Here is a 16,311-nt window from a genome sequence, read left to right on the forward strand (position 1 = left end):
CTGAAATGAAGGGCTGCCTGCTTTGGCTGCTTGAACTGCGATTCGTCACCAAATTGCTCAGGGTAGATCCGCATCAGAAGCTGACCTGACTCAACTGCCGGATCACCTGATTGGCCGCCTGCTCCTGCATCTCGCGGTTGAGCTGCTCCTGCTCACGAGAAGAGGCGAGCGCTGCATCCGGCTTGTTGAGGAAGCTGCGGTTGAAGTTGATGGGGAAGACCTGGGTCGGCTTGCCCGGCACCGAGACGGTGAACTGGGTACTGAAGCCCAGCACATATTCAGTGTCGACGCCCTGAGCGTTGACCGAAGCGACCTGACTGGTACCGCCAATGCCGCCCAGAGTGAGCACCGGAATGCCCTCCTTGTCGGCTAGGGTCACGCCAGAGGCCTTGAGGCGGGTGGTGACCAGTCGGTAGAAATCGCTCTTGTTGTCGCCCACGACCCTCATGGTCATCAGCTCGCTCGGAATGCCGTTGCCGCGCATCTGAAAGCCGCAGCCTTGCAGCAGCAGCGCTGCCAGCATGACGGCCATCAAGCGGGTGAAGATGGTGCCCATAGAAAATCCTCTTTGCATGAAGGGAAGAGCGGCGGGCGCAGGGCCCGCCGTTATCATCCGTTTGCTGTCACAGATTGGCAATGATCAGTTGGCAACTGATCAGTTAGCAACAATGTTCAGCAGCTTGCCCGGTACGTAGATCACCTTGCGCACGGTCAGACCGTCGGTGAACTTCTGCACGGAAGCATCGGCCATCGCCAGCTTCTCGACGTCGGCCTGGCTGATCTCGGCCGGCACGGTCAGTTTGCCGCGCATCTTGCCGTTGATCTGCACCACCACCAGCTTCTCGGTCTCGACCATGGCCGCTTCATCAGCCACTGGCCAGGCGGCGTGATCCACGTCATCGCCCTTGCCCAGCATTTTCCACAGCTCGAAGCCGATGTGCGGGGTGATGGGGGTGAGCATCACGACGATGGCCTCCAGCGCTTCCTGCATCAGGGCGCGATCCTGAGGTTCGGTATCGAGCTTGGTCAGGCTGTTCATCAGCTCCATGATGGCGGCGATGGCGGTGTTGAAGGTCTGACGACGACCCACGTCATCACTCACCTTGGCGATGGTTTTGTGCAGCTCGCGGCGCAGGGTTTTCTGTTCGCCGGAGAGGGCTGCCACATCCAGTGCCGCAACGGCACCGGCAGAGACGTGCTCGAAGGTCAGACGCCACAGGCGGCGCAGGAAGCGCTGGGCACCCTCTACGCCAGAGTCTGACCACTCCAGAGTCATCTCGGCTGGCGAGGCGAACATCATGAACAGACGGACGGTGTCGGCGCCGTAACGCTCGACCATCAGCTGCGGGTCGATGCCGTTGTTCTTGGACTTGGACATCTTGGTCATGCCGGAGTGGATCACCTCACGACCTTCGTTGTCGATGGACTTGGTGATGCGACCCTTCTCGTCACGCTCTACCTTGACGTCGGTCGGGCTGACCCAGACGTTGCCGCCCTTCTCGTCTTTGTAGTAGAAGGCGTCGGCCAGCACCATGCCCTGGCAGAGCAGGCGCTTGAACGGCTCGTCGCTGTTCACCAGCCCTGCGTCACGCAGCAGCTTGTGGAAGAAGCGGGCGTAGAGCAGGTGCATACAGGCGTGCTCGATGCCGCCGATGTACTGATCCACCGGCAGCCAGTGGTTGGCAGCAGCCGGGTCCAGCATGCCCTTGTCGTAGTCCGGAGAGCAGTAGCGCGCGTAGTACCAGGAGGACTCCATAAAGGTGTCGAAGGTATCGGTCTCGCGGAACGCTTCCTGACCGTTGTAGGTGGTCTTGGCCCACTCGGCGTCGGCTTTGATCGGGCTCTGGATACCATCCATCACCACATCTTCCGGCAGCAGAACCGGCAGTTGATCTTCCGGAGTCGGCACTACTGTGCCATCAGCCAGAGTCAACATCGGGATGGGGGCACCCCAGTAACGCTGACGGGAAACGCCCCAGTCACGCAGACGGAAGTTGACGGTGCGCTTGCCCTTGCCGAGGGCTTCCAGCTTGCTGGCGATGGCATCGAAAGCCGCCTGGAACTCGAGACCGTCGAATTCGCCGGAGGCGAACAGCACGCCTTTCTCGGTGTAAGCGGCTTCGCTCACGTCCACCTCGCCATCGGCAGGCTTGATCACCGCCTTGATGTCGAGGCCATATTTGGTGGCGAATTCGAAGTCACGCTGGTCGTGACCCGGTACTGCCATCACGGCGCCGGTGCCGTAGTTCATCAGTACGAAGTTGGCGACCCAGACCGGTACCTTGCGGCCATCCAGCGGGTGAATGGCATAGAGGCCAGTGGCCATGCCCTTCTTCTCCATGGTGGCCAGTTCCGCTTCGGCTACCTTGGTGTTCTTGCACTCTTCTATAAAGGCGGCCAGCTCCGGATTGGTCGCTGCAGCCTGCAGCGCCAGCGGGTGACCGGCGGCGATGCCGACATAGGTGACGCCCATGAAGGTGTCCGGACGGGTGGTGTAGACCTCCAGCTGCTCAGGCTGACCTTCGATGGCGAAGCTGATGTTGACCCCTTCGGAGCGGCCAATCCAGTTGCGCTGCATGGTCTTGACCATCTCCGGCCAGCCTTCCAGATTGTCGATGTCGCTCAGCAGCTCTTCGGCGTAGTCGGTGATCTTGATGAACCACTGGGGGATCTCTTTTTGCTCCACCGGGGTGTCACAGCGCCAGCAGCAGTTGTCGATAACCTGCTCGTTGGCCAGCACTGTCATGTCGTTCGGGCACCAGTTGACGGAGGAGGTCTTCTTGTAGACCAGACCCTTCTCGTAGAGCTTGGTGAAGAACCACTGCTCCCAGCGGTAGTAATCGGGCTTGCAGGTGGCCAGCTCGCGATCCCAGTCATAACCCAGCCCCAGCATCTTCAGCTGGTTCTTCATGTATTCGATGTTTTCGTAGGTCCAGGGTGCCGGCGCTGTGCTGTTTTTGACTGCGGCGTTCTCCGCTGGCAGACCGAATGCGTCCCAACCTATGGGTTGCAGCACGTTCTTGCCATTAAGCCGTTGATAACGGGAGATCACATCACCTATGGTGTAGTTACGAACGTGCCCCATGTGTAGTCGACCAGACGGATAGGGGAACATGGACAGGCAGTAGAACTTCTCCTTGTCTACTTTCTCCACGGCCTTGAAGGTTTTCTTGGCATCCCAGTGCTTTTGCACTGCTGGTTCGATTGATTGGGGAACGTATTGCTCTTGCATTGGTGACATCCGGATCTGTGAAATGAATAGATAAATCAGCTGGGAAATCGCAATAGAATACCCATATCCTGCGGCGGCAACAACCGCCAGCGTCCCTTGGGCCTTAAGCCGGGCCAGATCAGGGTTTAGTAGAGGAGTAACAGCCATGGACAAACGTCAAAAAGGGTACGAAGCCTTCATTGCCGAGCTGCAAAAACAGTGGCAAGAGACTGAAGAGTTCCAGGGGGAACGCCTCAACCGGATGATTGCCAAGGTACAGGCCTATCTGGAGGCCGCCAGCGATCTGACCCAGGACGAGCTGGCGCTGATCGCCGAGTACGTGAAGCGGGATCTGGGCAACTATGACGAGGGGCGCCATGACGAGAACGAGGGTGGCAACGAGCAGATTGAAGAGTCCGCCTTTATGCTGGCTCTCAAAGACACCGCCTGGTCCTGGCTGGCAGATGTGACCGACCGCGCTCAGGTGGAGTGGCGCGAGCTGGCTGACGAGCTGGAGCACAAGGGGGTCTATGAGGCGGGTGACTGGGTGGGGCTCGGGGTCATGGTGTGTGACCAGTGTGGCTGGCGCCATACCGTGCTGCATCCCCAACAGCTCGATACCTGCCCCGAATGCGGCTGCGCCGAGTATCACCGCGAGCCGCTCTCGCCCTGAGTGGCCGCATCATCAGGTTCATGTACCGACCGGTAGGGACGATTAGCGCAGCGTAATCGTCCATTTATCCAGTGGCATCGACATCCTGCTTGCCAATAACAGAGAGGCGCCATCAGGCGCCTCTCTCTATTGATGGACGGGATTACTTGCCCGCGACGGAGAGACCGCCAAAACGGATAAGCGGGGCGTAGAAACCCTTGCCATCGTTGTGGTGCAGGGTGTCACTGACCGCTTCCAGCTCGCCCAGTAGGCGGTAGACGTTGCCCGCTACCGTGATGCCGCGCACTGGCTGGATCCGTACGCCATCACGGCAGAGGAACCCCGATGCCCCAAACGAGAAATCACCGCTTACCGCATCGGCACCCGAATGCAGGCCATCGAGCTTGACCAGCTCCAGATAGTCGCCGCTCTGCACCTCCGCTTCGCTATGCGGGCCTGCGCCAAACACCAGGTGGCGAGCGGTGACATCGAGGGCACTGCGGGCACCGCGGGCGGCCGAGCCGTTGCTGGCAACGCCAAAGTGGCGGGCGGTGGCACTGTTGTGAAGCAGGGTTTTTAGCTCCCCCTCGCCAATCAGCAGCAGATCCGTGGTGGCCGCTCCTTCGCCATCAAATGCCTTGATGTTCATGCCGCCCGGCATGTAGACCCGGCTCTCCAGGGTGAGCCAGCGGGAGGCGACGCTCTGCCCCACCTTCTCCCGCCAGGGGTTGATCCCCTGCTGGGCCCATTTGCCCGACAACACCCCCTGGAAGCAGCCAAACAGGCTGGCGAAGCAGTTGGTGCTGAAGATGACGCTGTAGCGACCACTCGGCACAGCTTCACCGGGCAGCAGGCCATCGGCGATGGCATGGATCTGCTCGATAAGGGCCTGGCTATCCAGCTCGTCGAAGCGGCGGCCATATTGCCCTTGCGAGTGCATCGACTGGCGGCCATCCCGTTCGACCAGCGCCGAGGTGTAGCAGCCGACGCTGAACTCGCTGTGTTGGCAGAGGGAGCCCTGGCTGTTGGCGAGCCAGAGGCGGCTCTCCCCTTCGAAGAAGCTGTTGTAGGGGGCACCGGTGACATCGGGCATGGCCAGCATGTCCGATTCGAGGCGCAGAGCCAGGGAGATCTTCTCCTCCACCGGCGTGGTGTCGGGTTGGCTGATCTCGGCGCAGTCGGTGGTGATCCGGCTGCCCGCTACCGAGATGCGCTGATCCGCATCCACCTTGGCAAAGCGGCTGGCATCCAGCGCGTCTTGCAGCATGGCATCCAGCGCCAGCTCATCGAGGGATTCCGAGTAGGCGATACCGACTCGACCCTCCTTGATCAGCCGAATGCCGAGCTGCTGACTGCTGGTCACCTTGTATTCGCCGAGTTCGCCCTTGTCGGCCTTGAGGGAGAAGGCTCTCTCCTGATTGGCGATGATGTCTGCTTCGGCGTTGATATCGGCCACTTTATCCAGCAGGCGGGTGAGCAGTTGATTCATGTCGAGTTGGCTCATCAGGCGTTCCCTCCCACCAGAATGTTGTCCACTTTAAGGGCCGGTTGGCCGACTGAAGTTGGAACCGAGCCCGAGACCGAGCCGCACATACCAGCGGCCAGCGCCAGATTGCTGCCGACCATGGAGATCTCTTTCAGCACCTGCGGGCCGGTGCCGATCAGGGTGGCCGACTTGAGCGGTTTGGTTACCTTGCCATGCTCGATGAGGTAGGCCTCCTGCACGTTGAAGTTGAACTCGCCGGTGCCCGGCTGTACCGAACCGCCGCCCATCTTCTTGGCATAGATACCGTGTTCGACGGTGGCCAGCATATCGTCGAGGCTGTGGTTTCCCGGTTCGATATAGGTGTTGCGCATCCGCGAGGTGGGGGCGTACTTGTACGATTCGCGCCGTCCCGAACCGGTGCGGGCGTAGCCCGTTTTGAGGGCGCCCATTCTGTCCACCAGAAAACCGGTTAGCACGCCGTCCTTGATGAGTTGGGTATGTTGGGTCGCCATCCCCTCGTCATCGACGTTGATGGAGCCCCAGGCGTTGCTCTGCAAGCCTTCATCCACCGCATTGACCACCGGATTGGCGATCAGCTGGCCCATCTTGTCGTGGAACACCGAGGCCTTCTTGGCCACCGAGGTGGTCTCCAGCAGGTGGCCGCACGCCTCGTGGAAGATGACGCCGCCAAAACCGTTCTCCATGATGACCGGCAGGGTGCCGCTCGGGCAGGGAGCTGCGCCCAGCTTCACCAGCGCCTGACGAGTGGCGGTGAGGGCCAGCTCGCGCGGATCGATGCGCTCGGCATGCTCCCAGCCCATCAGGGCGCCCGGTGCCTCGTAGCCGACGCTCTGCTCGCTCCCTTCCATGGCGATGGTCTGGGCCATGATGCGGTTGTAGTGGCGGCGATCGCTCACTTGCAACCCTTCACTGTTGAAGATCTCCACCTCCTGCTCCCAGCCCAGCACGTTGCCGGAGAACTGGCTCACCTTGCCGCTCTCGGCGCGGGCTGCCGCATCCATGGCGTGCAGGTAGGCAATCTTCTGCTCCAGCAGCTTGTCGGCTGACAGCGGCAGTGCCACCGGGTTGCGATCGGTCAAGCGGGTGAAATCGAAGGCGGTAGCGGTGACCACCGGGTCGCGCCTGTCTTTGGCCGCCAGCAGGGTGACAATGCGCAGCAGCTCGTCGCGGCTGGCCAGATTGGTGTAGCCATAGAGCACCTTGTAGCCGTAGCAGAGGCGTACGCCGATACCGAAATCGAGGCCGCCGCTGATGTTCTCTATCTGTCTGGAGAGCAGGCTGAGCCAGCTGCGGCGCTTGCGCTCCACAAACAGCTCGGCGAAATCGGCACCCAGTGCCAGTGCGTGATCGAGCACGTCACGGGCGATGGCGGGGGCCAACAGGGAGAATGGAGTCATAGAATATCCTTTTCTGGTCTGTCCGTTTGCTTCCGACACCCGGCGCTGATTGTTATTGGATGTCGAGGCTATTGTTGCAGACCAGCACAAAAAAGTCGCTATAGGGTCACGCGATGATACCGATTGAGAAAATCGGTGCGATAACTGCGCCCGGGCGGCCATAGCACAGGGCAAGTGGCCACCCGGGCAGGAGGAAGAAGGCGTCAGAGCAGGGCGTGGATTTCGCTCAGGATCTGTTCGACCCACTGTTCGATGCGCGGATCGGTCTGGTCATATTGATTGGCATCGTCCAGCGCCAGCCCGACAAAGTGATGGCCATCGTCGATCAGTGCCTTGGAGGCATCAAATTCGTACCCTTCGTTGGGCCAGTAGCCCACCAGCTTGACCCCTTTGGGCACCAGCTGATCGTGCAGCAGGCCGAGGGCATCCTGGAACCATTCGCCATAACCCAGCTGATCACCGAGGCCAAACAGGGCGATGATGCGTCCCTCCAGATGGAGATCAACGATATCTTCCCAGCGGGACTCCCAGTCCTCCTGCAGCTCGCCGAAATCCCAGGTGGAGATGCCGAGGATCAGGATCTCGTAATCCTCCATCCGGCGCAGGGAGACATCCTTGATATTGTGAATATCCACCAGCTCGGGGCCGATGAGGGCGCGGATCTTCTCGGCAGCCATCTCGGTGTAACAGGTGGTGGAACCGTAAAACAGACCAATCTTCATCGCTCTTCTCTCTGTTGGCGCTTTCTCGCTTGCTTTTGGCGCCTTCTCGCTTGCTCGTGTGGACGACGCCATGTGGGCAACACTATGGGTGACGTAAGGGGAGGGCGCCAGTCTAGCAGATTGCCATTCGACCTTCACCGCCTGGCAAGGTGGGTGGCAAAAGTGCCTTGTCTTTGCAAGGAGTTGGCGCGTTACAATGGGCCATCGACCCCCTGATTACAGCGCACTATGAGCAAGCCTTTGCCCCATCCCCTGATTGAACCCTTCCTCGACGCCCTCTGGCTGGAGCGCGGATTATCTGACAACACGGTCAGCTCCTATCGCAGCGATCTGGAAAAATTTTCGTTCTGGCTCGACGAGCACGGCAGCTCGCTGCTGTTGGCGGGGATGGACGAGATCCAGCACTACCTCGCCTGGCGGGTGGATCACCTGTTTGCGGCCAGCAGCACCGCCCGCTTCCTGTCGGCTTTGCGCCGTTTTTACCAATACCTCAACCGCGAGAAGCTGCGCAGCGATGACCCGACCGTGTTGCTGGAGGGGCCCAAGTTGCCGAAAAAATTGCCCTCCGATCTCAGCGAAGCCGAGGTGAACGCGCTGCTGACTGCGCCGCTGGTGGACGACCCGCTGGAGCTGCGGGACAAGGCGATGCTGGAGCTGCTCTACGCCACCGGGCTACGGGTCTCCGAGCTGGTGGGGCTCACTGCCGAGCATGTCAGCCTGCGTCAGGGGCTGGTGCGGGTGGTGGGCAAGGGCAACAAGGAGCGGCTGGTGCCGATGGGGGAGGAGGCGATGCACTGGCTGGAGCGTTACTACCGGGAGGCCCGCACCCTGCTGCTGGGGGGCACCAGCTCAGATGTGGTGTTCCCTTCAAAGCGGGCGCAGATGATGACCCGCCAGACCTTCTGGCACCGCATCAAGATCTATGCTCTGCGGGCGGGTATCAATGGCGAGCTGTCACCTCATACCCTGCGTCACGCCTTTGCCACCCATCTGCTCAACCACGGCGCCGACTTGCGGGTGGTGCAGATGCTGCTGGGCCACGCGGATCTCTCCACCACCCAGATCTACACCCATGTGGCCAACGAGCGACTCAAGGCGCTGCACGGTGAACACCATCCCAGAGCCTGAGCCGGTGCGCGGGTTTGCCGAAATAAAAAACCGCCAGCTGGCGGTTTTTTGGCATTACACGACAGGAAGTTGCGCTTATTTCCCCTGCTGGGATTTGAGCAGATCGCGGATCTCGCTCAGCAGCTCCTGATCCTTGGTCGGGCCTGCCGGCGCTGCCGCTTCCTCTTGCTTCTTCTTGAGGGTATTAATGCCCTTCAGCCCCATGAAGATGGCAAAGGAGATGATCAGAAAGTCGATGATGGTCTGGATGAATTTGCCGTAGGCGATGACCACTGCGGGTGTGCTTCCTTCTGCAGCCTTGAGGGTGACCGCCAGGTCGCTGAAGTCCACGCCACCCAGGATCAGACCGATAGGTGGCATGATCACGTCACCGACAAAAGAGGAGACAATCTTGCCGAAGGCGGCACCGATGATGATACCCACCGCCATGTCGATCACGTTGCCGCGGGCGGCAAAGGCTTTGAACTCTTGAATCAAACTCATAATATCCTCCGAAATTAAACAAAATAACGCATGGGTTGCCCCTGAACAGGAGACGCTGCCTTTATCAGGAAAACGGAGGCGAGGCCGCGTTATTCCTGTCGTCGTGACTAGCTTGCTGGGGTTGGCTTTGATTGGCAATCAGCGGGCCATTATTTTTTGGCACAGCCGGGTATTAATTTTTTGGTGATTAGCAGATTGAATAACAAACTATGCTGCTGTACTTTGCGGGGTCAATTCATTCATACCATGTGAGTAATCCAGTGAAGTATTTACTACTGGGAATGATGCTACTGTTCACATTTTGTGCCAGAGCCGGGATGGATCCCCACGCCTTGAAAGAGGTCATCTCAACCCGGTTGGGGATAGCTGTCTATCTGGTGGAGCAGACACCGATTAGCGGGTTATACATGCTGGGCACTTCCCAGGGTGTGCTCTACAGCGATGCCAAAGGGGACTACGTTGTTCAGGGCATCATGCTGGATATGGCCCATGACATGAAAAATCTGACCGTTTCAGGCCTGCGCGAGCAGCGTCGACTGGGTTTGTCTCAGGTGAGCTATGCGCCCATTGTGCTTGAGGCTCCGGACGAGCGTCATCGAGTCGCGTTGTTTCTCGGTGAACATGAGGCGAGAAGACGGCAGTTGGCGCCGACGTTACAACATCTGCAGGCATTAGGGATCAGTGTCGAGCTGTATCCTGTGATTGAGCATGCGGCACAGGCTGCCGACTGGTGCAGCGACCCCTTGTTGCAACATGCGCCTTTCAAAGCTTATTTGCCTCAACAGGAATGTAGTGAGACCCTTATTCAAAATATTGGCCTGAGCAAATGGTTGGGGGTCAAGGTATTGCCTGCCTGGGTCTCTTCTGACGGGAATCTGGTTCGCGGTTACCAAAGCCCTGAGCAATTGCTAAAAATACTGGATAACTATGCCGAAGCCCCTGCAAGTTCGTCGTCGTCCGAAAGTTGATGATTCCCATCTGCCTGCCACCCTGCATCCCCTGCTTCGCCAAATCTTCGCCAGCCGTGGCGTAGACGATCCCGCCCTGCTGGAGCGCAGCGCCAGCCAGCTGTTGCCGCCCCAGCGCCTCTATGGCATGGAGCAGGCGGTGCCGCTGTTGGCGGATGCCCTGATTGCCCAAAAACGGATCCTCATCGTCGGCGATTTCGACTGTGACGGCGCCACCAGCTCGGCGCTGTGCGTGCTGGCCCTGCGTGCCATGGGTGGTCATCATATCGATTTTCTGGTGCCCAACCGCTTCGAGTTCGGTTACGGCCTCACCCCCGAGATCATCGAGCTGGCGGTGGCCCGCGGTGCCGAGTTTCTGATCACTGTGGACAATGGCATCTCCAGCATTGCCGGGGTGGCGGCAGCCAAGGCGGCCGGCATGCAGGTACTGGTTACCGATCACCATTTGCCGGGTCAGGAGCTGCCTGACGCCGATGCCATCGTCAACCCCAACCAGCATGGCTGCGACTTCCCCTCCAAGTCGCTGGCCGGGGTGGGGGTGGCCTTCTACCTGATGGCGGCCCTCAACACCCACCTGCGCCAGCTCGGCTGGTACGAACGGCAAGGGCTGCGCGCCCCCAATGTGGCGGATTATCTGGATCTGGTGGCCCTTGGCACTGTGGCCGATGTGGTGGCGCTCGATGGCAACAACCGCATTCTGGTCCATCAGGGGTTGCAGCGGATCCGGGCCGGGCGCTGCCGTCCCGGCATTCAGGCGCTGGTGGATGTGTCGGGCCGCGATGGGCGCCGCCTCACCGCCGCCGACCTCGGCTTTGCGCTGGGGCCGCGTCTCAACGCGGTGGGCCGCCTCGATGACATGTCCCTCGGGGTCGCCTGTCTGCTGAGCGATGATCTCAATCTGGCGCGCCAGCTTGCGGCCGAGATGGACAGCCTCAATCAGGAACGCAAGGAGATCGAGCAGGGGATGCAGCAGGAGGCGCTCGCTACCCTGGAGCAGATCCGTTTTCGCGATGGCGAGGTGCCGTCGGGCATAGTGCTGCACCGCAACGAGTGGCATCAGGGGGTGGTGGGGCTGGTGGCCTCCAAGGTGAAGGAGAAGTACTACCGCCCGGTCATCGCCTTTGCCGAAAGCAGCGAGACCGAGCTCAAGGGCTCCGGTCGCTCCATCCCCGGGGTGCACCTGCGCGATGCGCTGGAACTGCTCGACACCCGCCATCCCGGCCTGATGGGCAAGTTTGGCGGCCACGCCATGGCGGCGGGGCTGACCCTGGCCAAGGCCAATATCGAGGCCTTCGGCCGCGCCTTTGAGGCGGTCATCTGCGAGCTGGTGACCCCCGAGCTGCTGACCGGGGTGCTGCTCACCGACGGTGAGCTGCTGCCGGACGAACTCAACCTCGAGCTGGCGGAGCTGATCCGCGCCTCTGGCCCCTGGGGTCAGGCCTTTCCCGAACCGCTGTTTGACGGCGAATTCGTGCTGGTGCAGCAGCGGCTGGTGGGGGAGAAGCACCTCAAGATGATGCTGACAACCGATTCCGGTCACGCGGTGGATGCCATCGCCTTTGGCGTCGATCTCAAGCGCTGGCCCGATGCCTCGGTCAAGCGGGTGCGGCTGGTCTACCGGCTCGATGTCAACGAGTGGCGCGGCAACCGCAGCGTGCAGCTGCTGGTGGAGCATCTGGAGGCGGCCGGTCTTTGAGCCGGTAACATAGCTACTTTGTCGCTGACATCGCTGACATCGCTGACGACGGCCACCCTTGGGTGGCCGTTTTTGTTGGCGGATGTCTGGAAAAGGGCGTTGACCCGTCTATAGCTTCACAGTTTAAGCTCGTCTCTATCGGGTCACCTGAGGGCCTGCACCGTGAGTGATTGCCATGAAAATATCCGAACTGGCCCGCCGCTGCGGCCTCGCCCGCTCCACCCTGCTCTATTACGAGAAGCTGGGGGTGATTGCCGGTACCCGGGCCGCCAACGGCTATCGTCACTATGACGAGGGGGATCTGCAGCGGTTTCAGATGGTGCAGGCCCTGCAGGCGGGTGGTCTCAGCCTCAGGCAGTGTCTCGCCTGTCTGGCTGGCGAGATAGATCAGGCGGCATTGCAGGCCCGGGTCAGGGAGCTGGATGATGAGCTTGCGCAAATGCAGCGTGCCCGGGATCTGCTGGCGGATCTGGCAGGGCTGCGCCCGCGCTCCGGCGACGCATTCAAGGCCTGGCAGCTGCAACTGCAGCGCGAGGCACCGGAGGCCTACTTCGCGTGGGTGATGAAACAGGGTTTTAGCGAGAAAGATCGCTACCACTTGCAATGGTTGAGCAAAGACATGAATGAACACGAGCGTTACATCAAAGATTTTATCCAGCTGCTGGATGGCATGAGTTACTGGGGGCCGGGGGATCGCGTCTTCACTCAGCAGCAGTTTGCTGCCTTGCCCCTCCGGCCGCGCCGGATCCTCGACATGGGCTGCGGGCGCGGGGCCTCGACCATGGCGCTGGCTCAGGTGACCGATGCCGCCATTGTGGCCATCGATCTGGAAGAGGATGCACTGGCCGCCGTGGCGCACTCCGCCCGTGCGGCGGGCTTTGAGCATGTCTCCACCCTCTGCGCCAACATGGCGGCACTGCCGGACGATCTGGCGCCAGCCGACCTCATCTGGGCGGAGGGGAGTGCCTACGTGATGGGCGTTGCCAATGCGCTGAAGGCGTGGCGTCCGCTGCTTGCAAGCCCGCAGGCTTGCATCGTGCTGAGCGATGCGGTCTGGCTGACCGATCACCCGCCCGAGGAGGCATTGGCATTCTGGCAGCAGGATTATCCCGCCATGCAGACGCTGGCTGGCCTGCTTGAGACGGTGCAAGGGGCAGGCTACCGCTGCCTGTCACACACCCTGCTGCCGATGAGCGCATGGAACAACTATCTGGACCCCATCGAGGTCAATCTGGCGCGCTATCGCGCCGAGCTGGGGGATAGCCCCGCCTGGCAGGACTTGAGCCGGGAAGTGGCCATCCACCGCCAATATCTGGGCAGTTACGGCTATGTGATCTGCTGCCTGCAGGCGGTGTGAAGAGGATGGCTGCCGCCATTGAGGGTGAACCAGTGACCAGATGGGGGAGTAGATGCTCCCCCGTTTTTGTTTGGGTTTTTAAATGCCGAATTCAGTGATAATTAAGTGTTTGGTGCTGATTTGGTTGAAGAGGTAAATCTCAAAATCCAATAAAGCGAGGGTCTGTGATATATTTACCCCCGCATTCCTGTCATCTCTTGAAGGAGCCCGGTTCTTGCCTCTCACCAGTCGCTTACCCCCAAGCCGCATACAGCAGGGTGCAATGGCATTCGTCATCGCCTGCATCCTGTGGCTCGCTGCCTTTGCCGCGGCGGGGCTGAGCGTATCTGCGCAGGGACCATCTGCTGCGTCGATGGCGGGGATGGCACTGCAAGACCCGCTCGACCTGCGTCTGGTCGACACAGTCGGCTTGCTGCCGGGCAATCAGTGGCGCCACGGGGTCGAGCAGGGGCGGCGGTTGGAAGGTGCCACCCATTCCGAGCGCTATCAGATGGTGCTGGCCTGGTTCAAGCACGACATCCTCGGCCTGCTCTGCGGTCTGCTGTTCTTTGTGCCGCTGATCTATGTCAGGCAAGCCTGCGGCCACTTTGGCTATCTGCCCAAGCGGCAACTGTTCGGCCACCATCTGCAATTTCGCTTCTGTCACGGCGACTAGCTCACCCTGCTGGCGGGCGCCGATCCACGTTTTCACACTGTTTTTAACGTTCCTGATTGACTGACGGGGCAGGCTGACACCTGCTGCTTGCGGTCTATTGTCCGGTGCTGCGTCCGCCCTTCCTGTTGCTTTGTCCATGCTGCTGGCCTTCGGCCAGAGGCAGACTTTCTCTTTGCGCAAACACCTGGTGAGCACACCCTATGGACTACTACCTCAACCTGTTTATTCACTCGATTTTTGTCGAGAACCTCGCCCTGTCCTTCTTTCTGGGGATGTGTACCTTTCTGGCGGTCTCGAAGAACATCAACACCGCCTTTGGTCTTGGCATGACGATCCTGGTGGTGATGGTGATCGCCATTCCTCTTAACAATTTGATCTTCCGTCATATCTTGCGGGCAGGCAGTACCTTTTTCGGCGAATTCGATCTGGGATTTCTCGATTACATCATCTACATCGGGGTGCTGGCGGCGCTGGTGCAGGTGATGGAGATGGTGCTCGACAAGTACTTCCCAAGCCTCTATCAGGCGCTCGGCATCTACCTGCCGCTGTTGACGGTGCACTGCGCCATCTTCGGCGGGGTGATGTTTATGGCGCAGCGGGATTACGATTTCATCGAGTCGCTGGTCTACAGCGCCGGTTCCGGGCTCGGCTGGCTGTTGGCCATTGTCGCCATGGCCGGGTTGCGCCAGAAGCTGAAGTACGCCGATGTGCCGGAGGGGCTGCGGGGCATCGGCATCACCTTTATCGTGGCGGGGCTGATGTCCCTCGGCTTTATGTCCTTTTCCGGCATATCGCTATGAGGGGATGACAAAAAAACGAGGCGCCTGCGGGCGCCTCGTTTGTTATCAGAGATTGCGGGTGGCCATTACAGCTCGCGGGCCCAGGGGTGAGCCTTGGGGCGCAGCGCCAGCGCCAGACCCAGCAGCAGGACGGTCAGGCCGTATAGCGGCCAGCTGCCAAAGCGCAGGTAGGGGGTCTCGCCGTGGGCGGGACGCACCTCGCTGCGCAGCACCCCCGCTTCAAACTGCGGGATCTGGCCGATGATGCTGCCGTCAATCTCGGTGACGATAGTGATGCCGGTGTTGGTGTCGCGCAGCAGCGGACGAGCCAGCTCCAGCGCGCGCATCCGGGCGATCTCCATATGCTGCCAGGGGCCGATGCTGGTGCCAAACCAGGCGTCGTTGGAGACGGTCAGCAGGAAGTCGGTATCGGCATTGACGTTACGGCGCAGCTCTTCCGGGAAGATGATCTCGTAGCAGATGGCGGCGGCGAACTTGAGCCCCTTGGCGATCAGGTTGGGCTGCACCTCGTCACCCCGGCTGAAGGAGGACATCGGCAGGTTGAAGAAGGGGGCGATGGGGCGCAGCAGATCTTCAAACGGCACAAACTCGCCGATGGGCAGCAGGTGGTACTTGTTGTAGCGGTTGGGGTGGCTGTAGAAGTAGGACTCCTTGCCATCCGCATCCTGCACCCCCATGCCGAGCACGGTATTGTAGAAGCGCTGTTGCTGCTCGTCGTAGTGGATGATCCCCGCTAGCAGGCCGGTATCGTTCACCTTCATCGCCTTGTCCAGATTCTCCAGATAGGGGCCCATCGCCTTCTCGATGGCCGGGATCGCCGACTCCGGCCAGACGATGATGTCGGCATCCTGATTCTCGCGGCTCAAATCCTGATAGGTGCGCACCGTGGGGGCCAGTGCTTCCGGATCCCACTTGAGGGACTGGGCGATATTGCCCTGCACCAGTGCCACCTTGACCGGCTCGCCACGGGTGACCCAGTTGAGCTGCATCAGGCCGTGGGCCCCGGCTACCAGCAGGGCGGGTACCGCCAGCCACAGTGGCGAGCGGGATTTCCACACCAGCCAGATGGCGGAGGCACAGAACAACAGCGCCAGCGTGATGCCCTGCACCCCGAGAATGGGGGCGAAGCCCTTGAGGGGGCCATCGATCTGGCTGTAGCCAAACCAGAGCCAGGGGAAGCCGGTCATCACCCAGCCGCGCAGCCAGTCAGCCACCAACCACAGAGCCGGGAAGGCGAGTAGCCAGCGGCTCCAGTGACGGCCGCCAAAGAAGCGGGCGAAGGCCCAGCAGGCCAGGGTCGGGTAGAGCGCCAGATAGGCGGAGAGCCCGGCCAGCAGCACGAAGGCGACCGGCAGCGGAATGCCGCCAAACTCGGTCATGCTGACGTGGATCCACCACAGCCCCGGCAAAAAGAGTCCCATGGCGTAGCCAAAGCCGCGCCAGGCGGCCTGTTTCGGCGTGGCTTTATCCAGCAGGGCGTAGAGGCCGAGCAGGGAGGGGATCACCAGCGGCCAGTAGCCGAAGGGGGAGAAGGCCAGCACGGCGATGGCGCCACAGGCCAGTGCACTGAGGCTTAACAGCAGTCTTGATGTAACGGGCGATGATTTCACGGGCGATTGTGCTCGTCTTGGTGTGCAACTGGGGTCGAATGGCCGGTATCTTAACCTGTAAGCGGGGCAACGGCGAGCCTCGATGCCGGTTGCAGATAGCACAACGCCCCGAGGTCGGGGCGTTG

General features: G+C 60.7%; 14 protein-coding genes. 7 read left to right on the top strand and 7 right to left on the bottom strand.

Annotation, left to right across the window (positions count from 1 at the left end):
* Nucleotides 1–73 precede the first annotated feature (73 nt).
* Entirely contained in the window at nt 74–556 is a 483-nt protein-coding gene (locus ACY8FN_RS07845; RefSeq protein WP_463099667.1) for an LPS-assembly lipoprotein LptE, read from the bottom strand.
* A gap of 99 nt (nt 557–655) precedes the next feature.
* Nucleotides 656–3,232, bottom strand: coding sequence for a leucine--tRNA ligase (leuS, locus tag ACY8FN_RS07850; protein ID WP_463099668.1), 2,577 nt, complete (start codon nt 3,230–3,232; stop codon nt 656–658).
* 145 nt (nt 3,233–3,377) lie between these two features.
* Between leuS and ACY8FN_RS07855 the strand changes: the two genes are divergently transcribed.
* Nucleotides 3,378–3,884 (top strand): zinc ribbon-containing protein, encoded by a 507-nt coding sequence (locus tag ACY8FN_RS07855; protein WP_101325565.1) that lies wholly within the window; start codon nt 3,378–3,380, stop codon nt 3,882–3,884.
* 142 nt (nt 3,885–4,026) lie between these two features.
* On the opposite strand, the gene ACY8FN_RS07860 is transcribed toward ACY8FN_RS07855, so the two are convergent.
* The 3 genes from ACY8FN_RS07860 to fldB all read right to left on the bottom strand — a co-directional run bounded on the left by ACY8FN_RS07860 (nt 4,027) and on the right by fldB (nt 7,489).
* Nucleotides 4,027–5,367 (bottom strand): TldD/PmbA family protein, encoded by a 1,341-nt coding sequence (locus ACY8FN_RS07860; protein WP_463099669.1) that lies wholly within the window; start codon nt 5,365–5,367, stop codon nt 4,027–4,029.
* A complete protein-coding gene (locus ACY8FN_RS07865) occupies nt 5,367–6,767 on the bottom strand; it encodes a TldD/PmbA family protein (RefSeq protein ID WP_463099670.1) in 1,401 nt (466 codons plus the stop codon). The genes ACY8FN_RS07860 and ACY8FN_RS07865 overlap by 1 nt, the downstream gene beginning before the upstream one ends.
* Before the next feature lie 203 nt (nt 6,768–6,970).
* Nucleotides 6,971–7,489: a flavodoxin FldB gene (fldB, locus tag ACY8FN_RS07870; protein ID WP_463099671.1), complete on the bottom strand. Its 519-nt coding sequence runs from the start codon at nt 7,487–7,489 to the stop codon at nt 6,971–6,973.
* 228 nt (nt 7,490–7,717) lie between these two features.
* On the opposite strand from fldB, the gene xerD reads away from it, so the two are divergent.
* Nucleotides 7,718–8,617: a site-specific tyrosine recombinase XerD gene (gene xerD / locus ACY8FN_RS07875; RefSeq protein WP_463099672.1), complete on the top strand. Its 900-nt coding sequence runs from the start codon at nt 7,718–7,720 to the stop codon at nt 8,615–8,617.
* 75 nt (nt 8,618–8,692) lie between these two features.
* On the opposite strand, the gene mscL is transcribed toward xerD, so the two are convergent.
* Complete coding sequence (gene mscL, locus ACY8FN_RS07880; RefSeq protein WP_042022829.1) at nt 8,693–9,100, bottom strand: large-conductance mechanosensitive channel protein MscL; 408 nt, start codon at nt 9,098–9,100, stop codon at nt 8,693–8,695.
* 317 nt (nt 9,101–9,417) lie between these two features.
* Here mscL and ACY8FN_RS07885 point away from each other — a divergent pair, with 317 nt between their 5' ends.
* The 5 genes from ACY8FN_RS07885 (at nt 9,418) to nqrE (ending at nt 14,576) form a co-directional block, all read left to right on the top strand.
* Complete coding sequence (locus ACY8FN_RS07885) at nt 9,418–10,068, top strand: disulfide isomerase DsbC N-terminal domain-containing protein (RefSeq protein ID WP_139729668.1); 651 nt, start codon at nt 9,418–9,420, stop codon at nt 10,066–10,068.
* On the top strand, nt 10,028–11,764 hold the full coding sequence (gene recJ / locus ACY8FN_RS07890; protein ID WP_463099673.1) for a single-stranded-DNA-specific exonuclease RecJ: 1,737 nt from the start codon (nt 10,028–10,030) through the stop codon (nt 11,762–11,764). Before ACY8FN_RS07885 ends, recJ begins: the two co-directional genes overlap by 41 nt.
* A 175-nt stretch (nt 11,765–11,939) precedes the next feature.
* The gene (locus ACY8FN_RS07895; RefSeq protein ID WP_463099674.1) at nt 11,940–13,121 is read left to right on the top strand and encodes a MerR family transcriptional regulator; all 1,182 of its coding nucleotides are present in this window, start codon (nt 11,940–11,942) and stop codon (nt 13,119–13,121) included.
* A gap of 262 nt (nt 13,122–13,383) precedes the next feature.
* Nucleotides 13,384–13,776, top strand: a complete 393-nt coding sequence (locus ACY8FN_RS07900; RefSeq protein WP_463099675.1) for a hypothetical protein — start codon at nt 13,384–13,386, stop codon at nt 13,774–13,776.
* 200 nt (nt 13,777–13,976) lie between these two features.
* Entirely contained in the window at nt 13,977–14,576 is a 600-nt protein-coding gene (gene nqrE / locus ACY8FN_RS07905; protein WP_463099676.1) for an NADH:ubiquinone reductase (Na(+)-transporting) subunit E, read from the top strand.
* Between the two features lie 65 nt (nt 14,577–14,641).
* Here nqrE and lnt read toward each other — a convergent pair whose 3' ends face one another.
* Nucleotides 14,642–16,186: an apolipoprotein N-acyltransferase gene (gene lnt, locus ACY8FN_RS07910; RefSeq protein WP_463099677.1), complete on the bottom strand. Its 1,545-nt coding sequence runs from the start codon at nt 16,184–16,186 to the stop codon at nt 14,642–14,644.
* Between the last annotated feature and the right edge of the window lie 125 nt (nt 16,187–16,311).

The organism is Aeromonas sp. 160P (genome assembly GCF_055193095.1).